Origin of the sequence: Granulicella sp. S156 (assembly GCF_009766105.1) — a bacterium.
In the GTDB taxonomy this organism is placed as follows: domain Bacteria; phylum Acidobacteriota; class Terriglobia; order Terriglobales; family Acidobacteriaceae; genus Granulicella.
The window spans coordinates 315,662-334,461 of record NZ_LMUH01000013.1; the positions used below are offsets into that span (position 1 = coordinate 315,662).

The following is an 18,800-nucleotide window of genomic DNA, read 5'->3' on the forward strand; positions in this document are numbered from 1 at the left end:
GTCAAACTTCATCACCCTGGACTACGTAACAAGATCAGAGAAGAGGGCTGAAAGTCCGACCTCTCGGTCGCACCACAAATTGGGTGCCCCATCCTTTCGCGCTTTTGCGAAAGGGTGGGGTATTGCTGCTGAGCGAACACCGCAAATCTTCGCAGCGCGCTCTGCGTCAGGGGTATCGCCTGCAAGGGCGACCGCTTTTAAATTGTAGTGGCGAGTCCACACCTGGAGCTACGTGACTCGATTCCGATAAGCGGGTACGCCTACCCACAGCACCTACTCCGAAATCATCCCAATCGTCTTCAGCCACGTCTCCACCAACTGAGGCCATGCTGTCACTGGAAGTTTTGTACGCCGCAGTCCGAACGCGTGCCCTCCCTGGGCATACAAATGCATCTCCACGGGAACACCGGCGTTCTTCAGTGCAATGTAGTAAGCCAGCGAATCGTCTACGTTGTCCACGTGGTCATCCTCGTTCTGCAGCAAGAACGTAGGAGGCGTCTGTGCGGTCACTGGAATTTCAGGATTCAACGCAAGATGTCCATCGACGCCTGCCGGATGAGGAACCACAAACTTTTTGGTGCCTCGTTTCGCATCCCATTCCGCCGCCGCAAGCGACAGATGACCTGGATAGATAGGCACCGCAAAGTCCGGCCGGCAGCTTTCTTTGTCGGCGGCATCGACAACCGGATATAAACGTTTCGCGTAGTGCGTGCTGATCGCTGCCGACAGATGCCCGCCCGACGAAAACCCGAGCACGCCAATCTTGTGAGGATCGATGTGCCACTCCGCCGCGTGAAAACGCACTAGCCCCATTGCCCTCTGTGCATCTTCCAGCGCCATCGGTGACTCCGGATACGGTCCCGATTTCGGATACGGCCCCACCTCCGTCACGCGATATTTCAACAGCACACACGTGACCCCTATCGGCGTCAGCCAGTCGCAAACTTCGGTGCCTTCAAGGTCGATGGCAAGTGTCTGATAACCCCCGCCAGGAAACACGACTACTGCAGCGCCGGTATTCTTTCCCTTCGGCGAATAGACCGTGATCGTGGGCCGCGTCACATCGTTCACTCCAACCGCCGGTCTACCGCCGGGAAGAAAGTCTTTCCCCGACGTCTCCATGTACTCTGGTCCTCGCACCGGCTGCGGATCAGGAGCCGCCCCCGGCCATATCGGTATCTGTGTATGTCCCGGCGAGGGCTGCCACACAGGCTTCTGCGCGCTCAGACTGCCAAACGCAGCCATAACACAAAAGGCAAAGATCAAAGACTTCATCGCAATCCCCCAGAGGCAGGATAGAGCAACACGAATCTCTTACCTGCAGAGAGAAGCGCCCACGCCGCAACCGATGCGGGCTCCACGGACCGCAAGGGTGAGAATCAGAGCGAAGGAGGTACGATTCATCGTCTGTCGTGTTGTCTGTAGGATTCGCACCGTATTCTCCTGCTCCTGATACTTAGGGCCGCGTTCCGAGTGTGTTGTTGGTGGTGCCGGTGACGGTAGGTGTCACGACCGGAGCGGCGGCGCCGATGATCTTGGTCACAGAGTTATTGCCTTTGTTGGGTATCCACACCGAACCTGAGTTGTCGATGAGGATGCCAGCCGGCGTGCTGATGCTTCCCCCCTGATATCCGGTGCTCGACGTTACCGCCGTACCGTTCGCGCTGAGCACGCTGACAGAGTTGTTGCCGTTAGCAACCCAAATCTGGCCCAGACCATCGATGGCCAGCGACGCCGGAGTATTAACGCCTGCAGCCGCATTGCCGGGTACCGCGATGACCGTACCAGTACTCGTGAACTCGGTGACCGCGCTGGTTCCGTTGGCAACCGCCCAGACATCTCCAGCGTTGTCGAAGGCCACTGCACCGAAGGCGCCGACGGTGCCCGCCGTACCGGCGGTTGTGGCCAGTGTTCCGTCCTCAGAGAGGCTGGCCAAAGTACCGTTCGCGTTGATCACCCAGACCAGGCCGCCTTCCACTGTGAGCGTCGCGGTCGCAGCGGCCCCTATCGGGCCATTGCTGGAAGTGATTGTGCTGGTGCTGTCGGTCGCCGTAGTCACCGAGTTGCCCTGCACCAGCACCGCTATAGAGCAGGACGAGTTCGCCCCCAGCGAACTCTCCGTGATCGAGAAGCTCCCGCCGTTGACGGCGAAGGTCCCGCAGGTCCCAGCGAGGAACGTCACGAACGTGATGCCTGAAGGCAGCGTGTCGGTGAACTGCACATTCGTGAGCGCTACCGCGTTCGGATTGGTCACCGTGATGGTGAGCTGTGAAGTATCTCCCACAGGGATCGTCGTCGGATTGAAAGCGGCCGAAGCCACCGGCGCAGTGACTGGACTGAGCGTGAAGCTGGCGCTCTGTGCCGCAATCACCGCCGTCGGCGCATTGAGCGTCAGGCCCGCATTCAGCGTCAGCCCACTGACTGAGGTCGAATCGGTCGCGGTCAGCGAATAGCTGGCCACACCTGTAGCGGTACTAGTGCTGGCCGAAACGGGCGAGCCGGAAAGCGTGGCGCCGCTGCTCAGCGTCACCGGGATGCTCTCGCTCGCGCCCAGGAAGGGATTGCCGCTTTCGGTCAGCGTAATGGCCACCGGGAAGGCCACGCCTGAAGTCTCCGTGGCAGCCGGATCGGTGGTGAAGCTTATCGCATAGTGGCTCTCCACCGCTCCTGAATCCTGGCAGGTCGCCGTGCCGTAGCTGGTTGTGCGCGGGTCGCCGCGCTGGTCGGTCCCCGTGGCCGTCGAAGGATTGATGTCACAGATCGCCGTCGACCCTGGAAGCGGGACCATCGTCTGTGTCGGTCCACCATAGCTGCCCAGCGACGACAGGGCGACCGTACCCCCTACGAGATTGCCGTTGCTTCCATTGGTGGGGCAGCCGCCGACGCAGTCGCCGCCGGTGTTGCCGGAGAGGATGGAATTCGCGACCGAGAGCGTTCCGTCGTTAGCGATTCCGCCCCCTTCGCCCGTGCTCGCCGAATTTCCGCTGAAGGTACTGTCCGTAATCGTGACAGTACCTGTTGAAATGAACATGGCGCCGCCCGGAGACCCTCCTGAGGCAGCGTTCCCGGTAAAGGTGCTGGAGCTAACGGTGACCGTTCCGTCGACTGCAGAAATCGCGCCGCCCAGCCCGGCGGAATTTCCGGTAAAGGTGCTCCCAGCTATGGTCAGGGTGCCTGACGTAAAGATGGCCCCTCCACCAAACGCTAAGGTCCCCGCCGCATAGTTGTTACTAAAGGTGGTATTCGTCACCGTGAGGACCCCGAGGTTATCGACCCCGCCCCCTTCGGCGGTGGTATAGCCGTTAGCGATGATCAGATTACTGATCGCAGCATTGGTCACGCCGATGGCGACGCTGAACACCGAGAAGTTGCTGCTCGATCCGCCGCCGCTCACCGTCACCAGGTTGGTCAGCGTCGTTCCGCTGCCGCTGGTCGCGCCGGTGATGGTCGTGCTCGAAGGAACGCTCAACGAACTCGCCAGCGTAATCGTCTGCGGCGTCGCAAATACCGTGGGGTCGAAGGTGACGTTCCCCGCACCGAAGTCCGCAGCATTGGTCAGGGCCTCACGCAGTGTCCCCTGGCCGCTGTCCGCAGTGGAGGTCACCACAAAGTCGGGTACTGCAGAAGCCGTCAGGGCGGTGGCAATGGGGCCCTTGGTCGTAGAGCCATTAACCGAGCCCGCATAGTTGAAGACCGGTGTGGCATCGAAAGTCCCGCTACCCGCGCCCGATCCGCCGGCGCCGCCTGTCGCACTGGCGCCAAGGGAGCCGCTGTTTACCGTGATCAGAGTCCCCTGATTGACAAAGATGTCCGGGCCGGCAGCCGCGCCGCCACCACTGCTTCCATTGCCAAACGGAAATCCACCAGATCCGCTGCCTCCTGTTACCGCTCCAACAACAACACCTCCCGGACCGGCAGTGCCGCCCTCGGAGCCACCACCGCCGCCTCCAACGCCACCAGCTCCACCATTGTCTTCGGCGCCTCCGCCTCCTCCTCCAAATCCGCCACTACCTCCCTGCAGCACTCCACCGCCGCCGCCGCCGCCAAATCCGCCGTTACCGGCCGCGTCAGTAGTCCCAGTTGCTCCAGCACTATTTGTCCCATAACCAGACCCGCCCACGCCTGGTGAAGCACCTGGGTTGCCATTCTCATCTGCACCGCCGCCGCCTCCAACGCCACCGGCGGCTCCATTCAATGTCGCTGTACTGCCATTTGCGCCCGGCCCCAGGACACCGCCTCCGCCACCATTCACGTAGGTACCGCTGGCGAGTGCGCCATTGCCACCGTTGCCTCCTAAACCACCGCCACCGCCTCCGTCACCAGAGCCACTGGCGGAGCAACCATTCCCACCGATCGCGCGGTCACTCGAAAAGTAGACATCACTCACCGTTACGGTAGCGGGCGCAGTAACGCCATTCACGAAGAGGCCGCCACCCAGGCCGGCGCCTCCGCCTCCGCAGGCAATATGACCCACTCCGCCATTGCCTCCCTTTCCCACTGCATTGCGTATGAGCAGGTTTTCGAGTTCTACCGTGCCGGTATCGACAAAGAACACGCGGTACGTACCATTGCCGCTGATAATCACATTGCCCAGCGTCCCGCCATTGATCGCCAGGTTCTTCGTAATTGGCGGTAATGGACCGTTCAGCGTAATAAGGCACGGACTTCCGCAGCTGAACTGGATTGTCGATCCGCTCGTCGCGTTCAAGATGGCGTACCGCAAATCGCCACTCTGCCCTGGACCATCCCCGGGATTGGTGGTCGTTGCTGCCGCGTCCGTGCTCAGCGTGACGGTCACCGTCTGTGCCGAAAGCGAGGCTCCCAAAGCCGCACAGATCGCCACAGTCACAATTTTCATGAGGAGAAAAATCCACTTGCCGCCGCCCTTGCGGCGACCCAAACATCCCATGGAACTCATTGGCTCGCTCCAGTAAAACTGCGTATACCGAATCGTGTCTTCCGGTTCTTCAGGCCCGATCAAACGGCCTTATTACGCTAAGGCCTGGACGCGCGTTGTTGGAACCTAACGCAAAGTGGTTTTTGTGAAGAATGACGCCACCATTTTACTCAAACGGCATCTTTGCACAATGGCTGCCGCAAAAAAGTTAGAGCGTTTTGAGGGACGCCGTTACGCAATATCAGCCGCGTGCCCCATTCATGCGCGTTCTTTGCGCATGAGGGTGCGGCCACAGCTCTCTGGGATATTTACTTTCGCCCTTGAGATAGACCTTTGCTTCAGAGATAGGCTTTTGCCTCTGAGATAGGTCCGGACTTTAGTCCGGACATTAGGGGACCGCCACAGAACGGGCTTCAGCCCCTGGGACAAGCCTTCTTCTCCTATGGCACAGGTGCCGAGAGAAGAGAAAACATATCCCAGGGAATTGCAGCAGCCTTTGCTTTGAAGGGGCGGGGCTTCAGCCCCGCCGTCAGGGTATCCGGATACATGCGGCTTCAGCCGCGGAGGGAACGATGCCGGTTGCGCCACGATGGCACCCGATGGATTCAGGATAAGCGTGGCCCATCCGTCCGTTCCTCTATGTCCTCGCATCTGCTCTGCGTTCATGATCTCCATCGTGTTCTGCCGCCAATGTTCCTATCCCATGCAAGATGAGCTGAAGAGATAGCCTGCCTGCACGGAGCGCGGCGTAGAATGGGAGCTCGGTACGGCATCTACTTTCAGGAGGAGGTGCATACGGTGGTCACTCTAGCTCCGAAAAAGATAGCGTTCGACCGAATCCTCGTGCCTAGCGATTTTTCCGATCTTTCCATGTGCGCGCTGGAGTATGCCAAAAGCATCGCCAGATGCTATGGGTCGCAGATTCTGCTTGAGCATGTAAGCCAACTTCCCAGTGGATATGCCCCCTCCGAAATGCCCTGGGTAGAGCTCGACGTGACACTTGAAGTGATGCGCCAGGGCGAACGGAGGCTGGAAGAGCATGACGCTCAGCTGCGTGCTGAAGGATTTGCGGTGCAGACGATTCTGTCTTCAGGAAACTTACAGGATGAGGTCATCGCTACGGCGCACGACCAGAAGCCCGATCTGATGGTGCTCGGCACACATGCGGTGAAAGGCGTTGTAAGGCTGTTTTGCGGTTCCGACGCCGAAGCCCTTTTGCGTCGGGTCGACTGTCCCGTACTGGTGGTCGGCCCTAAAGTCCGGCAAATGAAACAATCTGTCTGGTCGTTGCGCGATGTCCTTTGCGCCAGCGATCTGAATCCCGGCTCGGCTCGCACTCCCGCCTTCGCCTGCGCGCTCGCTGAAGATCATCATGCCGCCTTCACGCTTCTGCATATCGAGAATCCTGCGCGAGAAAGACACAGTCAACCACTCGATCCGGAGCCGTTTCAAAACGCACTGGCCAGAATCATGTCTGCTGACCAGCGACTCTCCGGATGCGATCCAATGAAGAGCCTGCAAACGGTCGTCTCCCGCAAAGAGCCCAGCTCTGAGATTGTTGGGTTAGCGCGGGAACGGGACTCTGATCTTATTGTGATGGGCGCGCACAGCGCAGCAGAAAAAGCAGACCACCTGCTGCGTGGCGTTATTCCCAGTGTGCTGGCAGAGGCGATATGTCCGCTGCTGCTGCTGCATCATCCGTAGAATGCCCACCCCACGCGGAAACTCCATAGACGTGCAGCACATCTTGCAGGGTCACTATGCCTTCGAGATTGTGGATGTTTGCGCGGCTGACTACAGGCAGCATCGCCACCCCTGTAGATCCCATGCGGGCGAGGGCCACATCCAGCGATTCGTCGGCGTGAACGTGAAGAAAATCCTGAGCATGGATCAAGGCATCGAGCCTGCGGTCTGCATCTGCACTCCGCTCCCGATCGAGTTGCGTAAGGCTCACCACTCCGATGACACCGCTCAAATCCAGCACCGGACAGGACTCCAGCTCCGAGGAGTGCATCACGGTAAAGGCCTCTTGGACCGTCATCTCCGTGCGCAGTAACTCGCCCGGAGGCCGCATAGCCGCACTGATCACCCGTTTGCTGTATCCCAGGTTTCGCGCCGCCGCCGGCAAGTGGATGCCGTCCTGCTCGGTCAGTGCCTCATAGATCGATTCACGCTGGAACTGGGACGCGATGAATAGGCTGACAAGATTTGCCAGCATCAGCGGAACTATAACCGCGTAGTCCTGCGTCATCTCGAAGATGATCAGCACGGAGGTCATCGGAGCGCGCACAACTCCGGCAAAGACCGCGCCCATGCCGACCAGCGCATACGCTCCTGGCGTTGCCGTTAAGGCCGGCAGCAGATGATGCGCCACCGTCCCCAGTGATCCTCCGAGCATGGCTCCGATAAACAAGGCAGGGCCGAAGATGCCTCCAGCATTGCCCGAAGCGTAACTGGTGGTAACAGCGAAGAACTTCAACACAACGAGCAAAAGCATCAAGCGGAGGGCGATACCGTTGTTGAGGGCCTGACCGACGTAGAGATATCCCACTCCCAGAACCTGGGGCACAAACCATCCCATCGCACCCACCATCAATCCCCCGGCCAGAGGATGCAACCACGTGGTTTTATAAGGCAAGCGCAGAAAGGCTGCGCGCATGCGCAACAGCAATCCGGTGAAAGCCGCTGAGATCAATCCTCCGGCCACGCCCAGCAACGCGTACAAGAAAAATTCAATCGGGCTCACCAATTGATATTCCGGAACTCGGAAGAGCGGATGATTGCCCAGGCAAGCGCGCAGCACTACCCAGGCCGTTGCCGAAGCCAATACGACCGCCGCCATGACCGGTGCGTTCAGGTCGCCCATGATCTCTTCGAGGGCAAACAGCACTGCGGCGAGCGGCGTATTGAAAGCTGCTGCGATGGCAGCTGCCGCACCCACCGGGATCAGCTTCTTCACCGTTTCAGGACTCAGCCCAAGCATGCGTCCAAGCACGGAGGCGATGCCGGCGCCGACCTGCACCGAAGGACCTTCGCGTCCCAGCGGGATGCCGCTGGCCAGTGTCACCGAGGTGCAGAAGAACTTGCCCAGCACGGTACGCAGCGTAATGCGTCCGTCGCGTGCAAACAGTGCCGTCTTGGTCTGCGGAACGCCGCTGCCACGGGCGTTGGGAAAGAAGCGATAGAGCAGATATCCGATGCCAATCGATCCCACCACGGGGAACAAAAGCCGCCGCCACGCAGCGCCGCCAATCGGGTAAAGGTGCATCCCGAAGCGCTCGGTACACAGGATGAACGCGACGACCGCCAGACCTGTCAGCGCGCCAATCACAACGGCCAAAACCAACAACACCTGATCTTCGGCCTGCCGGAACTTAGCGAAACGAATCACAAAGAAAGTCCCAGCCCACTCCAACCTGGATGCAGCCTGTTATTCATAGTGATAAAGCCCCAGCCCAAAGCATACACCTGGTATAAAACAGGTTCTTTATGAGAAATCCGCCCTTCATGACAGGAAGCTGTCATGAAGGTGGCGCCCAGGGATTCAGGATGCGTATGAGCCAGTGGCCGAAGTTTTGCCTTGATGGGGTGAGGCTTCAGCAGTCTTTGCTTTGAAGGGGCAGGGCTTCAGCCCCTGGGACAAGCCTTCGTCTCCTGCGGCATAGAGGCCCAGAGGAAAGCCCCTATATCCCTGGGGCTTCAGCAATTAGGGGGACGCACTCAGCACACCACGATTTTTCACCAACCTCTCAAGCCAGCCCCGAAGGGGCGGTACTATCACAGCCCAGGGCAACGCCCTGGGTTACGGAACAAGATCAGAGAAGAGGGCTGAAAGTCCGAACGACTTGCTTTGGCGCACCAGCTACAGCTTCGACGATCGCACGAGAGATAAAGAAAAGAACTGCGCCCGTTTTGAGGGTATGTGGTTCCGTTTCGAGAACTGTCAGTGATTGTTAGAGGATGTGACTGCTGTCGATGAGGAGGCAAAGACAACAGTCACAGGTGTCTTATAGTTTGGTTCAGAACTAAGCCAGCGGAGCGCTTTCCTGCAAGGCCGTGGCAGATGTCCTCTTGCCCATTGATTCAACTCTCTCAGATGTCACTCCATGCGGCGACGTTTGTTTGCGCCAAATCCGAATAGTTCGGAGCGTCTCCGCCATGGAAATCTTAGTTAGCTTCGTCAGTGACTGGCCAGCCTTGGCATTCATGGGACGCACAATGATCGCTTCCGTGACTCCCGGCCGTATTCGCAAGAACACACCACGTGCCTTCTTCGGGTTCGGGCTAGGTAGTGTCGAAGCCAAGCGAAGCTCACCCTGAGGTTTCATATTATGTAACGCATAGACGGCGCAATTACCGTCTTTCAGCAATTCACGAACTAGATCTTTGACGATTTCAGACTGGTTAGCCCTGAACTCGAGACCATGCACGATAGGCATTTCAAGTTTCCCTTCTTACTTCATGCCGATACTACTTCTCAACTGATAAATAACTCACAAAGCTAGGGTGTCTCATCAAATCCCGCCATCATTCCACTGCGGAGTACTACAAAAGCCTTGACGCAAAGGGCGCGGTGGTTTCGCAAAGGAACGCGAAGGCATTTGTATTTGGGAAAGATGCCAGTCCTAAGCACTATAGCCGTTGCGTATCGTCGCGAACCGTTGCGCTCGTTGCGTCAAGGCTTTTGCAACGCCCCGCAGTGGAATAATGGCAGAATTTGATGACAGGCCCTAGCGTCTTTTTAGCAAGCGGCGAGTCATCAATTGGCGACCTTTACATGGAAGGTCACCGTGTTGGCCCCGCCGGCGTTCTTGATGACGAACTTGTACTGCCCGTCCTTCTCCGGTGTGACCTTAACGGAGCACTTCGGTCCGGGAGAGACGTCCTTACCGACTTCAGCGCCGGTGGAGTCGTAGACAAAAAGGTGCACGTCGGTAGTCTTCACGCCGTCCGTGGTGGCCTCGAACTCTTTCCCCGCCGTGAAAGACAGGAGGTAAGAGACCTCTCCGTTGTCCTTCATGTGGATACTCTTGCCATGGAACGCCGCGCCCTTGCCCAGGTCCTTCGTGGTGACGTCCTGCGCGGGGCTTAGTATGGCGAACGTTAATAGAACCGCCACCATTACTGTGACGAACCGGGTAATCGATTTCATGGGTGTTTCCTCCAGAGTCGGATCAGATCCGCACCTCTCACACCAGTAAACGCTCAAACATATAAGGGAGATATAAGGCTCTCTACTTCTTTGGACAGCGAATCTTGTACCGCAAATTCGTGGCCGCAACCATTGGGACGCTCCCTTATAGGGCGATTCCATCCGAGCCGAGGGCGAAGCCCCATAGGCGCTAACCCAAAGGGTTTGTCGTCCTTTCATCCCCCACAAATCCGTCATTCTGAGCGCAGTCGAATGGGTACCGTAAAGCTTCCATCACAACGCGGCTTTAGCTTTGAAGGGGCGGGGCTTCAGCCTAATGCCACTTACTTTCCACTGAAACAGCAGTTGTATTTAGAAACTACCCTATACTTGTCATTTCGACCGACCAACGGGAGTGGAGAAACCTCAGCATTTCGCGAATGCCTGCATGACGAAAGAAGCCAAATGCGACAATCTGGCCTACACTCCATTATTCCCTGTGGAAAGTAAGTGCCATTAGGCTGAAGCCCCGCCGTCAGTCCATCCCGATAAACCCGGCTTCAGCCACAGAGGGAATGCTCTCAGGTGCAGCACAACCGTTCGCATCGAGCTCTGCGTCAGAGGGTACGCGCTTCAGCACGTCACGATCTTTCATCAACCTCTCAAGCCAGCCCCGAAGGAGCGATTCCATCAGAGCCGAGGGCGAAGCGGCATAGGCGCTAACCGAAAGGGTTTGTCGTCCTTTCACTCCCCACAAATCCGTCATTCTGAGCGCAGTCGAAGAACCCCGAAAGTTTCTGGGTTGCCAACACAGTTCGAACCTTTTCCCCCGATGCAGCCGGGGCGAAGTGGCAAGGTTCTGGATTACGTAACAAGCTCAGAGCAGACGGCTGAAAGTTCGACCTATCAGTCACGCCACATATCAATCGGGTCTTCGATGGGCGCTGAAAAGCACTTCAGCGCGCTACCATTTTCAGTCGTACAGAGAAACGCTGCTCTCCGTCGTAGTGATGATTTGTTTACCTCTCCCGGCTGGTATTCGCCGAGCGGGCGGTAAGGTAGGGTCAGTCGGGTATGCAGTTCCATCGAAAGAGAGCTTGGCTTCGTACTCGCTTCCGACCTCACGTCCACGAACGTTCACACCTATATCAGGATGCCCATGTTCCATGGATGGGAGGATCCGCACCGGAAGCTGAACTATACTCATGTCGCCAAGAATCTTGAAAGAAGCGCCGGAACGTTCTAAAACGAGCAACATGCACCCACCACTGCCACACCAGCCTTGCCCAGAGACATATACGATTTGTTCCTCGGTTGCCACGCTCTTTGTAGCCACAGAAACAACGGTAATTCGAGTGCTCTTATCTGGAGACGCTCGTCTCGGATTTAGATAGCTTCGGAGAAACATCTTCAGTGCTTCCGGCGTGATGTTTTGTTTCGAAATGCCCTGCTGTCCGTCCAGACATTGGACCGAGACCGTCAATGTTAAGACGCTGACTACCAACCCTCGGGTGAATAGTAGCTTGTACATAATCAATCGCTCCTGCAAGCATTTATAGTCGTGTCGAAGGGTGCTAAAAAGGACACGTTTCGTTAACGGCACCGGTTAGCCTGCCCTGAGCGTAGTCGAACGGGTGCCGTAAAAGCTTCCATCGCAATACGGTTTTAGCCGCCGTGGTAACGCGCTACGATCTTCAGCAACCTCTCAAACCAGCCCAGAAGGGGCGGCACTATCACAGCCCAGGGTGAAACCCCGGGTTACGGAACAAGCTCAGAGCAGAGGGCTGAAAGTCCGACCTATCGGTCGTGCCACAATTGGGTGGTTCATCTTTTTGCGAAGGGTGGATATCGCCTTGAATCATCTCCCTATTATTCCTTTATCGTGCGCTCATCTGGCGAGCCGGTGATGATCACCATTCCTCTTCGTCATAATCACTATCAATCCAAATACTATCTTCGGTCAAAAGCACAAGCCGTTGGTCGTGCTTGTACTCAATTGACGTTGTGGTGTGCAGAGCGATGCTCTGGTCGACGTAGGACAATGGGAAGTTGCCCTCCACGTCCGGGAAAAGCACAATATTTGTTCCTTCAGATCGCTGAACCGATTGGAAAAGCACTCCGTCGAAATGCAAATCGTGTACGTGTGCGAGGTATTCAGCTAGAGTTTGTGTAATGATGTAGTCTGTTTCTCGACCGGGAATGATTGGCTGTGAGATAAGTTTCTGCAGTCGCCTGAGAAAAACCCCCTTTTCACATTCTTCTTCGAAATCGGGCTGAAAATAGCTCAGGTTGGTATACGACCGCTCAAGCCTGCTGAAATCAAGCAGTCGTAGAGGCTTTGTAGTACGCAATTTTATGACTGCCGTGTCATTACCAAGTGCTGGTCGCACTTCCGCTAGACATGTCTCGCAATCCAGAGACCCGTAGAGGACAGTTACACCTTCTGCATTCATGCGGCCTGAACGCGCATGCTCTGATGGAGTTGGACCAACGTTCTTTAAAGGATCTAAAAAAGCTTCTTTAATAGTTGCAGTGGACCCGCATATTCTAGCTCTATAAAACTCTGATCCCTGAGGAAATGACCTAACTACTTCATCCCTTGCCCCGCTCTCGCTCCAAGCTTGTCTTGTTTCGACACCCTCAAATAGTTCTGTAAACAGAGTTTTTGCTGATGAGCTAAAGAATCGCCTTCTATGCTTCAACTCATCGAGGGCAAGATCCCATTTTTCGATATACCTGTACGGTCGGGTTGGAAGGGGGACGTAGACTTGGCTACTGTCAAAGAATGCTTGTTCTCCATCTTGTGGGCGAACGTCTTCGTTCTTCTCTAAAGCCTCGACAATCTCATCTTCAAAGCCCAGGTAGGTGCCGATTACTTCCTGAAGATGGTGCGACAATGGATCTCCCACCTGCTCCCACCACTCGCTGTCATCTTCGCCAAATCGCTTTACGTCCTCGCCCTGAGCAAAGTGCTTGCGCATGACCGGATCGAGAACAGCAGAAAAGTCATCGGGAGCGAACGCCGCTCTGTCGTGGTTACCGCAGAGAGTGCATTCTGCAATCTCACCGCGGTCTTGGATAATCCGTTTGAGATATTCGTCTTCAATACAATGCCAACATACCGCAGCAGCCACGTTGCCTCCGCGAGCACGGAACAAGAACATGCTCTGGTGAAACTGGTAATGACAAATGTTCTTGTGCTGACCTGCTAATTGCTGATAACAAGCCAACTTTTGAGACTAATTCCAGGTACGCGGGTCTTCGTCGCTCTTTCCAGCTTTGCGGCGCTCCATTGCCTTTTCAAATGCTTTTACTGCCACACTCTCGCTCTCGCTTATGTCATTGAGGGACATAAGGCCAAGTCTGGACTCAATCGTAGCGACGGGAACCAACGAGTTAATCTCGCCGCTACGGATATATCGTCGCGCCTCACCGACATGATCGCTAATTCCTTGTCGTGTTGATCGCAGGACAAAGGACTCAAGGAACCGCAGCATGCCTGCTTTTTTCTGCGTCATTTCGTCCGCATATTTCGCGGCAGCTTCAGGCTGGCCCCGTTCTCGCCACATGTGTAGCAATCGTCCAACTTTCGGATGATCTGCCAGTACCCCCGAGTCTGCCGCATCTCTTATTTTCTGGAGTCCTATCGTATCCTTCAAATTTATAAGATCCGACTCTGGAATGAGCCGCTCCGCTCCGTCGTTTGGGTTTTCAGCAGCGATTTGATCTAGGAACTGAAGTGGCAAGAACAATCCGAGCGTGTTATGCATCGAGTTTCTAAGAATCGAGATGCGCACGCTCAAATCTTGTAGCTTTTCGAGGGCCCGATCGACCAAGAAACCGGCTCGCCAGGATGCGGGAACGTCGAACATTGTTCGGTTTTCGTCAGAGATAGAATCTCCAATATCAAATATGGCAGTAATGTATGGTTCAACTTGTAAGGACTCTAGGTCGTCTTGATATACGCCGAGTTCCTCCATGGCCAGATTGCCCAGACCTTGAGCGAAGAGTGCTTCCAGCTCTGATCGCAGTTCTTGCCGGTCTCCGCGAGCATCCAGCAGGCGGCTAATTGTGGCCTGCGGAAGCTCCCCTCCAGAAATCGCAAGGCGGAAGTATCGATCAAATACTTTCCGCGAACATACGCGCAAATCCCGGTACCACTGGGATCCATAGTCTTGCGCATAATTCGGGCCGTCAAAAGCCCATTCGACAGTTGGAAAGAGATGCTTGACGAGCGCTATTAGCTGGTTCTGATGGGTGTTTTGACCCAAGCTCACTATGGAGTTGAGTGCCTTCTTGGCGACTGAGGCGTCGCCGCCCTCTGACCTAGACGTGGTGAGAAGAGATTTGTTAGCTTGCAAAGACGCGTAGACATCTGGCTCAAAGAGTCGCATCGTTTCAAGAACTATTAGGTCAATGGGATTGACCTCGAAGGCACCCTCAACGGACAAAAGTGAGATGTGGAAGGCTAGGGTTGAAAGAAATCGATTTACATCCCGTAGCGTCGCAAAGTAAGAGTTGAGGCCTGAAAAAAAAACGTTGCCCCAACGTTTCCTATCAAAACGCTTTGAGACGCCTTCTTTCGCAAGAAGCAAATCGAGGCCTTGAAAAAGGACCGATCTTACGCGGTCGGCGTCAATCATTGGAACGTCAAATGCGACCTGCACGACTTTCTCCAAATAATCTCTTCCGGACAGCTTGAGAGACTCCGATATGCTATTCTCAACAATTTTTCGGTCGCAGAGGACTAAATAAATGAGATTCGGAAAATCTCCATTTGCCTTAATTAACTGAAAGACTTCAAGAAGCTCCTCTGGTGTTAAGCGATCGAGGTCATCAAGGACAGCCAAAATCGGAGTTTTCATCTTCTGCAAGTCTGCGGCAAGTTCTGTTTTTACTTCCGTGAGGCTTTTTGCACCTGTATCGACTCCAGCTTCAAAGAAAGCAATTGTGGCATTTACAAGTTTTGTGCTGAATGAGAGCAGACCAATGAAAAATGCAAGAAGACCAGCCACTACGGAGAGTGCTCGGGACTGAAGCAATCCGGTACTAAGGAGAACTAAGGCGCAAACCATAAAAATAGTGCTGATCGTGTGTCGTAAGAGATTGACTATCTCCTGTCCCCCTCGCAATCTTGAAGCCCAGCGCCGATAGCGGTTCAACGTTTTTTTACGGCTTTCATTCGTTCCTAGATCGCCCTTTCCTAGGGCAATGCCTAACTCATCGAAAAAGGCAGCACTTAACTGTGGCCGATTTGCACGTTGCCATGGATTAAAGTCAAAAACGCGCAAGCTTGGAGCCGTTTCAGAGAGATAGTCGATCATCATGTTTTTGATCGAGGATTTCCCATTGCCCCACGCCCCATAGAGGGCTATTACGAGGCTGTCGCGGCCTGACCATTCTCGAATCGCGGTCGCAAGAGCTTCAGCAAATCCTCGACGGTCGAGCAGGTCTTCGCTTCGAACGTCTATAGGTCTGTCCGAGGAGAGCCAGTCCGTCGAAGAAAGAGGTTTGTCTTTTTTGTCCATGATTGGATGGGGAGAAGTATACGCGCAACCAAATCTCTTTTAGTGAAAATCAGTACAGGCACTCTTGTATTGATTGAACAGAATGCAAGCTCTCGAATGAGCGGCAACTCCGCAACTGATCCAGTGCGAGTAACAGGCTACCTTGCTATTGTCGACGGCAGGCGCGTACCCAGCACGAACCCCACCAAAAGTATCGTCAGCACCAGCGCCAATAGCGATAGTCACGTTCGCGCAGCAAGACGATCAGCATCAAGACCTCGCGCAGACCGGCAGCAGAAGAAACAGCGCAATCCGAATCGTCACGAATCGCATGTCTCGCGGCACTGCCAGCTAGTACGTGCTCATCCGCGAGTTGATCAATACCAGCCCGTGTCCTGGCACCTCTTTACACCTTCACGAGAAATGCTCTATCCGCAAAAGATCGCCGCTTATAGATGATGGCACCAGCGAAAGTGTAGATACTCCTCGATGCCAATGAGAACCAGAGTAGCCAGTGACAAAATCATCTGTACTCGCTCCATACGGATCTTCTTCGGACTCAGTGGTAGTTGACGCCATTGCGAAGCCGGACGATTGCGGAGACGGCGCACCTGCATCAGGATCAACAGATTGAGCGAGGAGCCGAGTAGCGCCAGCACCATCATCGGTACTCGAATCCAGTCCTGGTGAAACCAGTCCACGGCTGTTCCGATTCCGGCGCTTATCGCAAGGGAGCCTACCCCAATCACCAGCCGCAGGCCGTCAACAGCTGCAAAGAAGGTACAGATGCTTTGCAGAACCGCAAAAAAGAAGCTGGACCAACCGATGACGCCCTGAACTCTGTCATTCTCGCTGGGCATCAGACGTGACATGAAGGCCGGCGCTTAGTGAGGAAGTTTGCCATCGGTGGAGTCTGTTCCGTAGAAGAGTGCATGGGTACCATTTTCCCCAAATCGTAACAGATGATTGTCAGCAGAATGTCTTTTATGAAATGACGCATGCTGAACAAATCGGGTGCCCCATCTTCGCGACGGTTTCATCGTCGCTAAGGTGGGCATCGGGCGAAGCCCGACCGCACCCGCCCATGCGCGCATCCCCCATATCGTTCGTACCACCAAGCCAGATGTCAGATACATAACACCAAGGAAAATGGAAAGATGGGCAGGAGCGGTTCGCTTCGCGAATGCCCACCTTAGTCGCGCAAAGAACGCGCGCCGAAGATGGGGCACCCGATTTGTTCAACTCTCCTTCATCCTCTCCTAATCAGAAGATCGTGCAATGCTTCTAAGCTCCCTAGTTGCAGCCTATCTCGCTATCGCACCGGGTACGCGCGTCCCGAGCACAAACCCCACCAAAAGTATCGTCAACACCAGCGCTGCAATCGCACTAAACCGATAGTCACGTTCGCGCAGGAAGACGATCAGCATCAAGACCACGCGCAGCACCGGCAGCAGAATAAACAACGCAATCCCAATCGCGACAAGGTGCAGGTTCTGCAGCACTGCCAGATGATGAGCGCTCAAAGCCAAAACAAGCCCCAAGGCGATGGCCGCCGAGGCTATCCAACAGCCATAGTCCAACACTTCCGCCAACAGCGACTCCAGCGGAAGAGAACGCGATTCGTCGTGATTCATCGTCTTCCTCATGAATGGCTAGATAAGTGAATGCCGAAGGCCTGCAGCACCATCTGGACGCTCAGCGCCACCAGCACCACGACAAACAGCAGACGGATCTTGTCGTTCGGCACGCGCATCAGAATGCGCGCGCCGAGCACTGAACCCACCACCGACCCCAGCGCCACCGGCCCGGCGATAGCAGTCACGATGTCGCCGCGCAGAAAGTAGGCCCCCGCACTCGTCGCTGCCGTCACGCCGATCATGAAGTTGGAAGTAGCCGACGAAACCTTGATGGGCAGGCGCAGCGCGGAGTCCATCGCAGGAATCTTTAGCACACCGCTGCCGATGCCCAGCAGCGCCGAGATCAATCCTGCGCCATACATCAGCGCCATCCCCAGAGGCACCTGCTGCACTCGATACGGAATATCGCGCCCCAGCGTGCGATCGGGATAGTTCGAGTCCAGCCGCAGGATCGTCCCCCACTGTCCGGGATTCGCTACGGCAGAGCTGGCGGCTGGGTCGCCGCGCTTGGCCAGCATCTGCTGGGCGGAGAGCAGGAGAATCGCGGCAAAGAGGAAGAACAGATACGACACCGGGATCACGCCAATGAGGAGCACACCCGTCAACGCGCCCAGAGTCGTGGCGACCTCCAGCACAATCGCGAGGCGGATGTTGGTGAGCCGGCCCTTGAGATACGGCTTCGCGCTGCCGCACGAGCAGGCGATCACCGAGACCAGGCTCGCGCCGATGGCGGTATGGATGTCGATGTGCCCGAACATCGTAAGGATTGGCACCATAAAGATCCCGCCCGCCATGCCGAGCATTCCACCCAGCGCGCTGGCTCCCAGGGCCACCGCAAACAACCATAGAGTCACCTCACTCGACATCTCAAAGGCCTCCGGCCGGGCTGCGGCGTGCGAGCCGGGTTACGAATCGAACCTGATCGCCACGGTAGTAGAGCCTCTCGTAGTCGATCGGCTGCGGCCCCGCACAGTAGGAGGTTCGCTCGATCAGGAAGATGGGGCTGCCCACGGCGATACCCAGCGCCCTCGCGATCACGGCATCGGCGGAGACGGCCTCCAGCCGATACTCCGCCTCCACCAGCGGCATGTTGTACTTCTGTTCGAGCAGCGAGAAGATCGGCTCAATCTCCAGATCGTTTTCCATCACCTTCTCGCCGATCTCGCGCGGCAGATAGGTCTCGTCGAACGAAATCGGCACGTTGTCCGCGAGCCGCACCCGCTGAATCCGCACCACCAGCGTTCCAGCGGCCAGCGCCAGTTGCCGCGCGACCGACTCGCTCGCCGGAACGACCTGCTTGTCGACCAGCCGGGCCGTGGCCCGCCGCCCCAGCGCCTGCATGTCTTCGACGAAGCCGCTCAGCTCAGTCAGTTCCTGGGTGATCTTGGGCTGCGTGACGAAGGTCCCCTTGCCCCGCCGAATCTCCACCAGCCCCCGCCGGATCAGGTTCTGCACGGTCTGCCGTACGGTCGTTCGACTCACCGCAAACCGCTCGATCAGGCTCTCTTCGTTGGGCAGCCGGCTGCCGGGCGGATAGGTGCCATCGGCAATGCTGGCGGCCAGCACGGCCTCCACCTGGGCATAGAGCGGCAGCGAACTACTTAATAGACCATCGGCCATATATACAT

12 protein-coding genes are annotated in these 18,800 nt (G+C 56.2%); 2 read left to right on the forward strand and 10 right to left on the reverse strand.

Translation table 11 applies throughout. The features are described from left to right. Positions 1–273 precede the first annotated feature (273 nt). Positions 274–1,275: an alpha/beta hydrolase gene (locus GSQ91_RS11295; protein WP_158821652.1), complete on the reverse strand. Its 1,002-nt coding sequence runs from the start codon at positions 1,273–1,275 to the stop codon at positions 274–276. A 181-nt stretch (positions 1,276–1,456) separates the two neighbouring features. Further along, positions 1,457–4,918 carry a choice-of-anchor Q domain-containing protein gene (locus tag GSQ91_RS26125; protein ID WP_158821653.1) on the reverse strand — a complete coding sequence of 1,154 codons (3,462 nt, stop codon included), beginning with the start codon at positions 4,916–4,918 and terminating at the stop codon, positions 1,457–1,459. Positions 4,919–5,650: 732 nt separating this feature from the next. Between GSQ91_RS26125 and GSQ91_RS11305 the strand changes: the two genes are divergently transcribed. After that, complete coding sequence (locus GSQ91_RS11305) at positions 5,651–6,601, forward strand: universal stress protein (RefSeq protein ID WP_158821654.1); 951 nt, start codon at positions 5,651–5,653, stop codon at positions 6,599–6,601. Here GSQ91_RS11305 and GSQ91_RS11310 read toward each other — a convergent pair. Further along, positions 6,543–8,288 carry a chloride channel protein gene (locus GSQ91_RS11310; RefSeq protein WP_158821655.1) on the reverse strand — a complete coding sequence of 582 codons (1,746 nt, stop codon included), beginning with the start codon at positions 8,286–8,288 and terminating at the stop codon, positions 6,543–6,545. The two genes, GSQ91_RS11305 and GSQ91_RS11310, sit on opposite strands and share 59 nt — an antisense overlap. Positions 8,289–9,055: 767 nt before the next feature. Between GSQ91_RS11310 and GSQ91_RS11315 the strand changes: the two genes are divergently transcribed. Then, on the forward strand, positions 9,056–9,217 hold the full coding sequence (locus tag GSQ91_RS11315) for a hypothetical protein (RefSeq protein WP_158821656.1): 162 nt from the start codon (positions 9,056–9,058) through the stop codon (positions 9,215–9,217). 439 nt (positions 9,218–9,656) lie between these two features. Here the strand turns inward: GSQ91_RS11315 and GSQ91_RS11320 are convergent, their stop codons facing one another. The 7 genes from GSQ91_RS11320 to GSQ91_RS11350 form a co-directional block, all read right to left on the reverse strand. Continuing rightward, entirely contained in the window at positions 9,657–10,049 is a 393-nt protein-coding gene (locus GSQ91_RS11320; RefSeq protein WP_158821657.1) for a hypothetical protein, read from the reverse strand. A gap of 1,889 nt (positions 10,050–11,938) precedes the next feature. After that, positions 11,939–13,162, reverse strand: a complete 1,224-nt coding sequence (locus GSQ91_RS11325; protein WP_158821658.1) for an RES family NAD+ phosphorylase — start codon at positions 13,160–13,162, stop codon at positions 11,939–11,941. Between the two features lie 105 nt (positions 13,163–13,267). Further along, on the reverse strand, positions 13,268–15,556 hold the full coding sequence (locus GSQ91_RS11330; RefSeq protein WP_158821659.1) for a P-loop NTPase fold protein: 2,289 nt from the start codon (positions 15,554–15,556) through the stop codon (positions 13,268–13,270). A 428-nt stretch (positions 15,557–15,984) separates the two neighbouring features. Next, positions 15,985–16,407 (reverse strand): hypothetical protein, encoded by a 423-nt coding sequence (locus GSQ91_RS11335; protein ID WP_216845184.1) that lies wholly within the window; start codon positions 16,405–16,407, stop codon positions 15,985–15,987. A 432-nt stretch (positions 16,408–16,839) separates the two neighbouring features. Then, entirely contained in the window at positions 16,840–17,169 is a 330-nt protein-coding gene (locus tag GSQ91_RS11340; protein WP_158821660.1) for a DUF1634 domain-containing protein, read from the reverse strand. A gap of 8 nt (positions 17,170–17,177) precedes the next feature. Then, positions 17,178–18,038 (reverse strand): sulfite exporter TauE/SafE family protein, encoded by an 861-nt coding sequence (locus GSQ91_RS11345; protein ID WP_158821661.1) that lies wholly within the window; start codon positions 18,036–18,038, stop codon positions 17,178–17,180. Between the two features lies 1 nt (position 18,039). After that, entirely contained in the window at positions 18,040–18,792 is a 753-nt protein-coding gene (locus GSQ91_RS11350; RefSeq protein ID WP_158821662.1) for a GntR family transcriptional regulator, read from the reverse strand. Positions 18,793–18,800 lie beyond the last annotated feature (8 nt).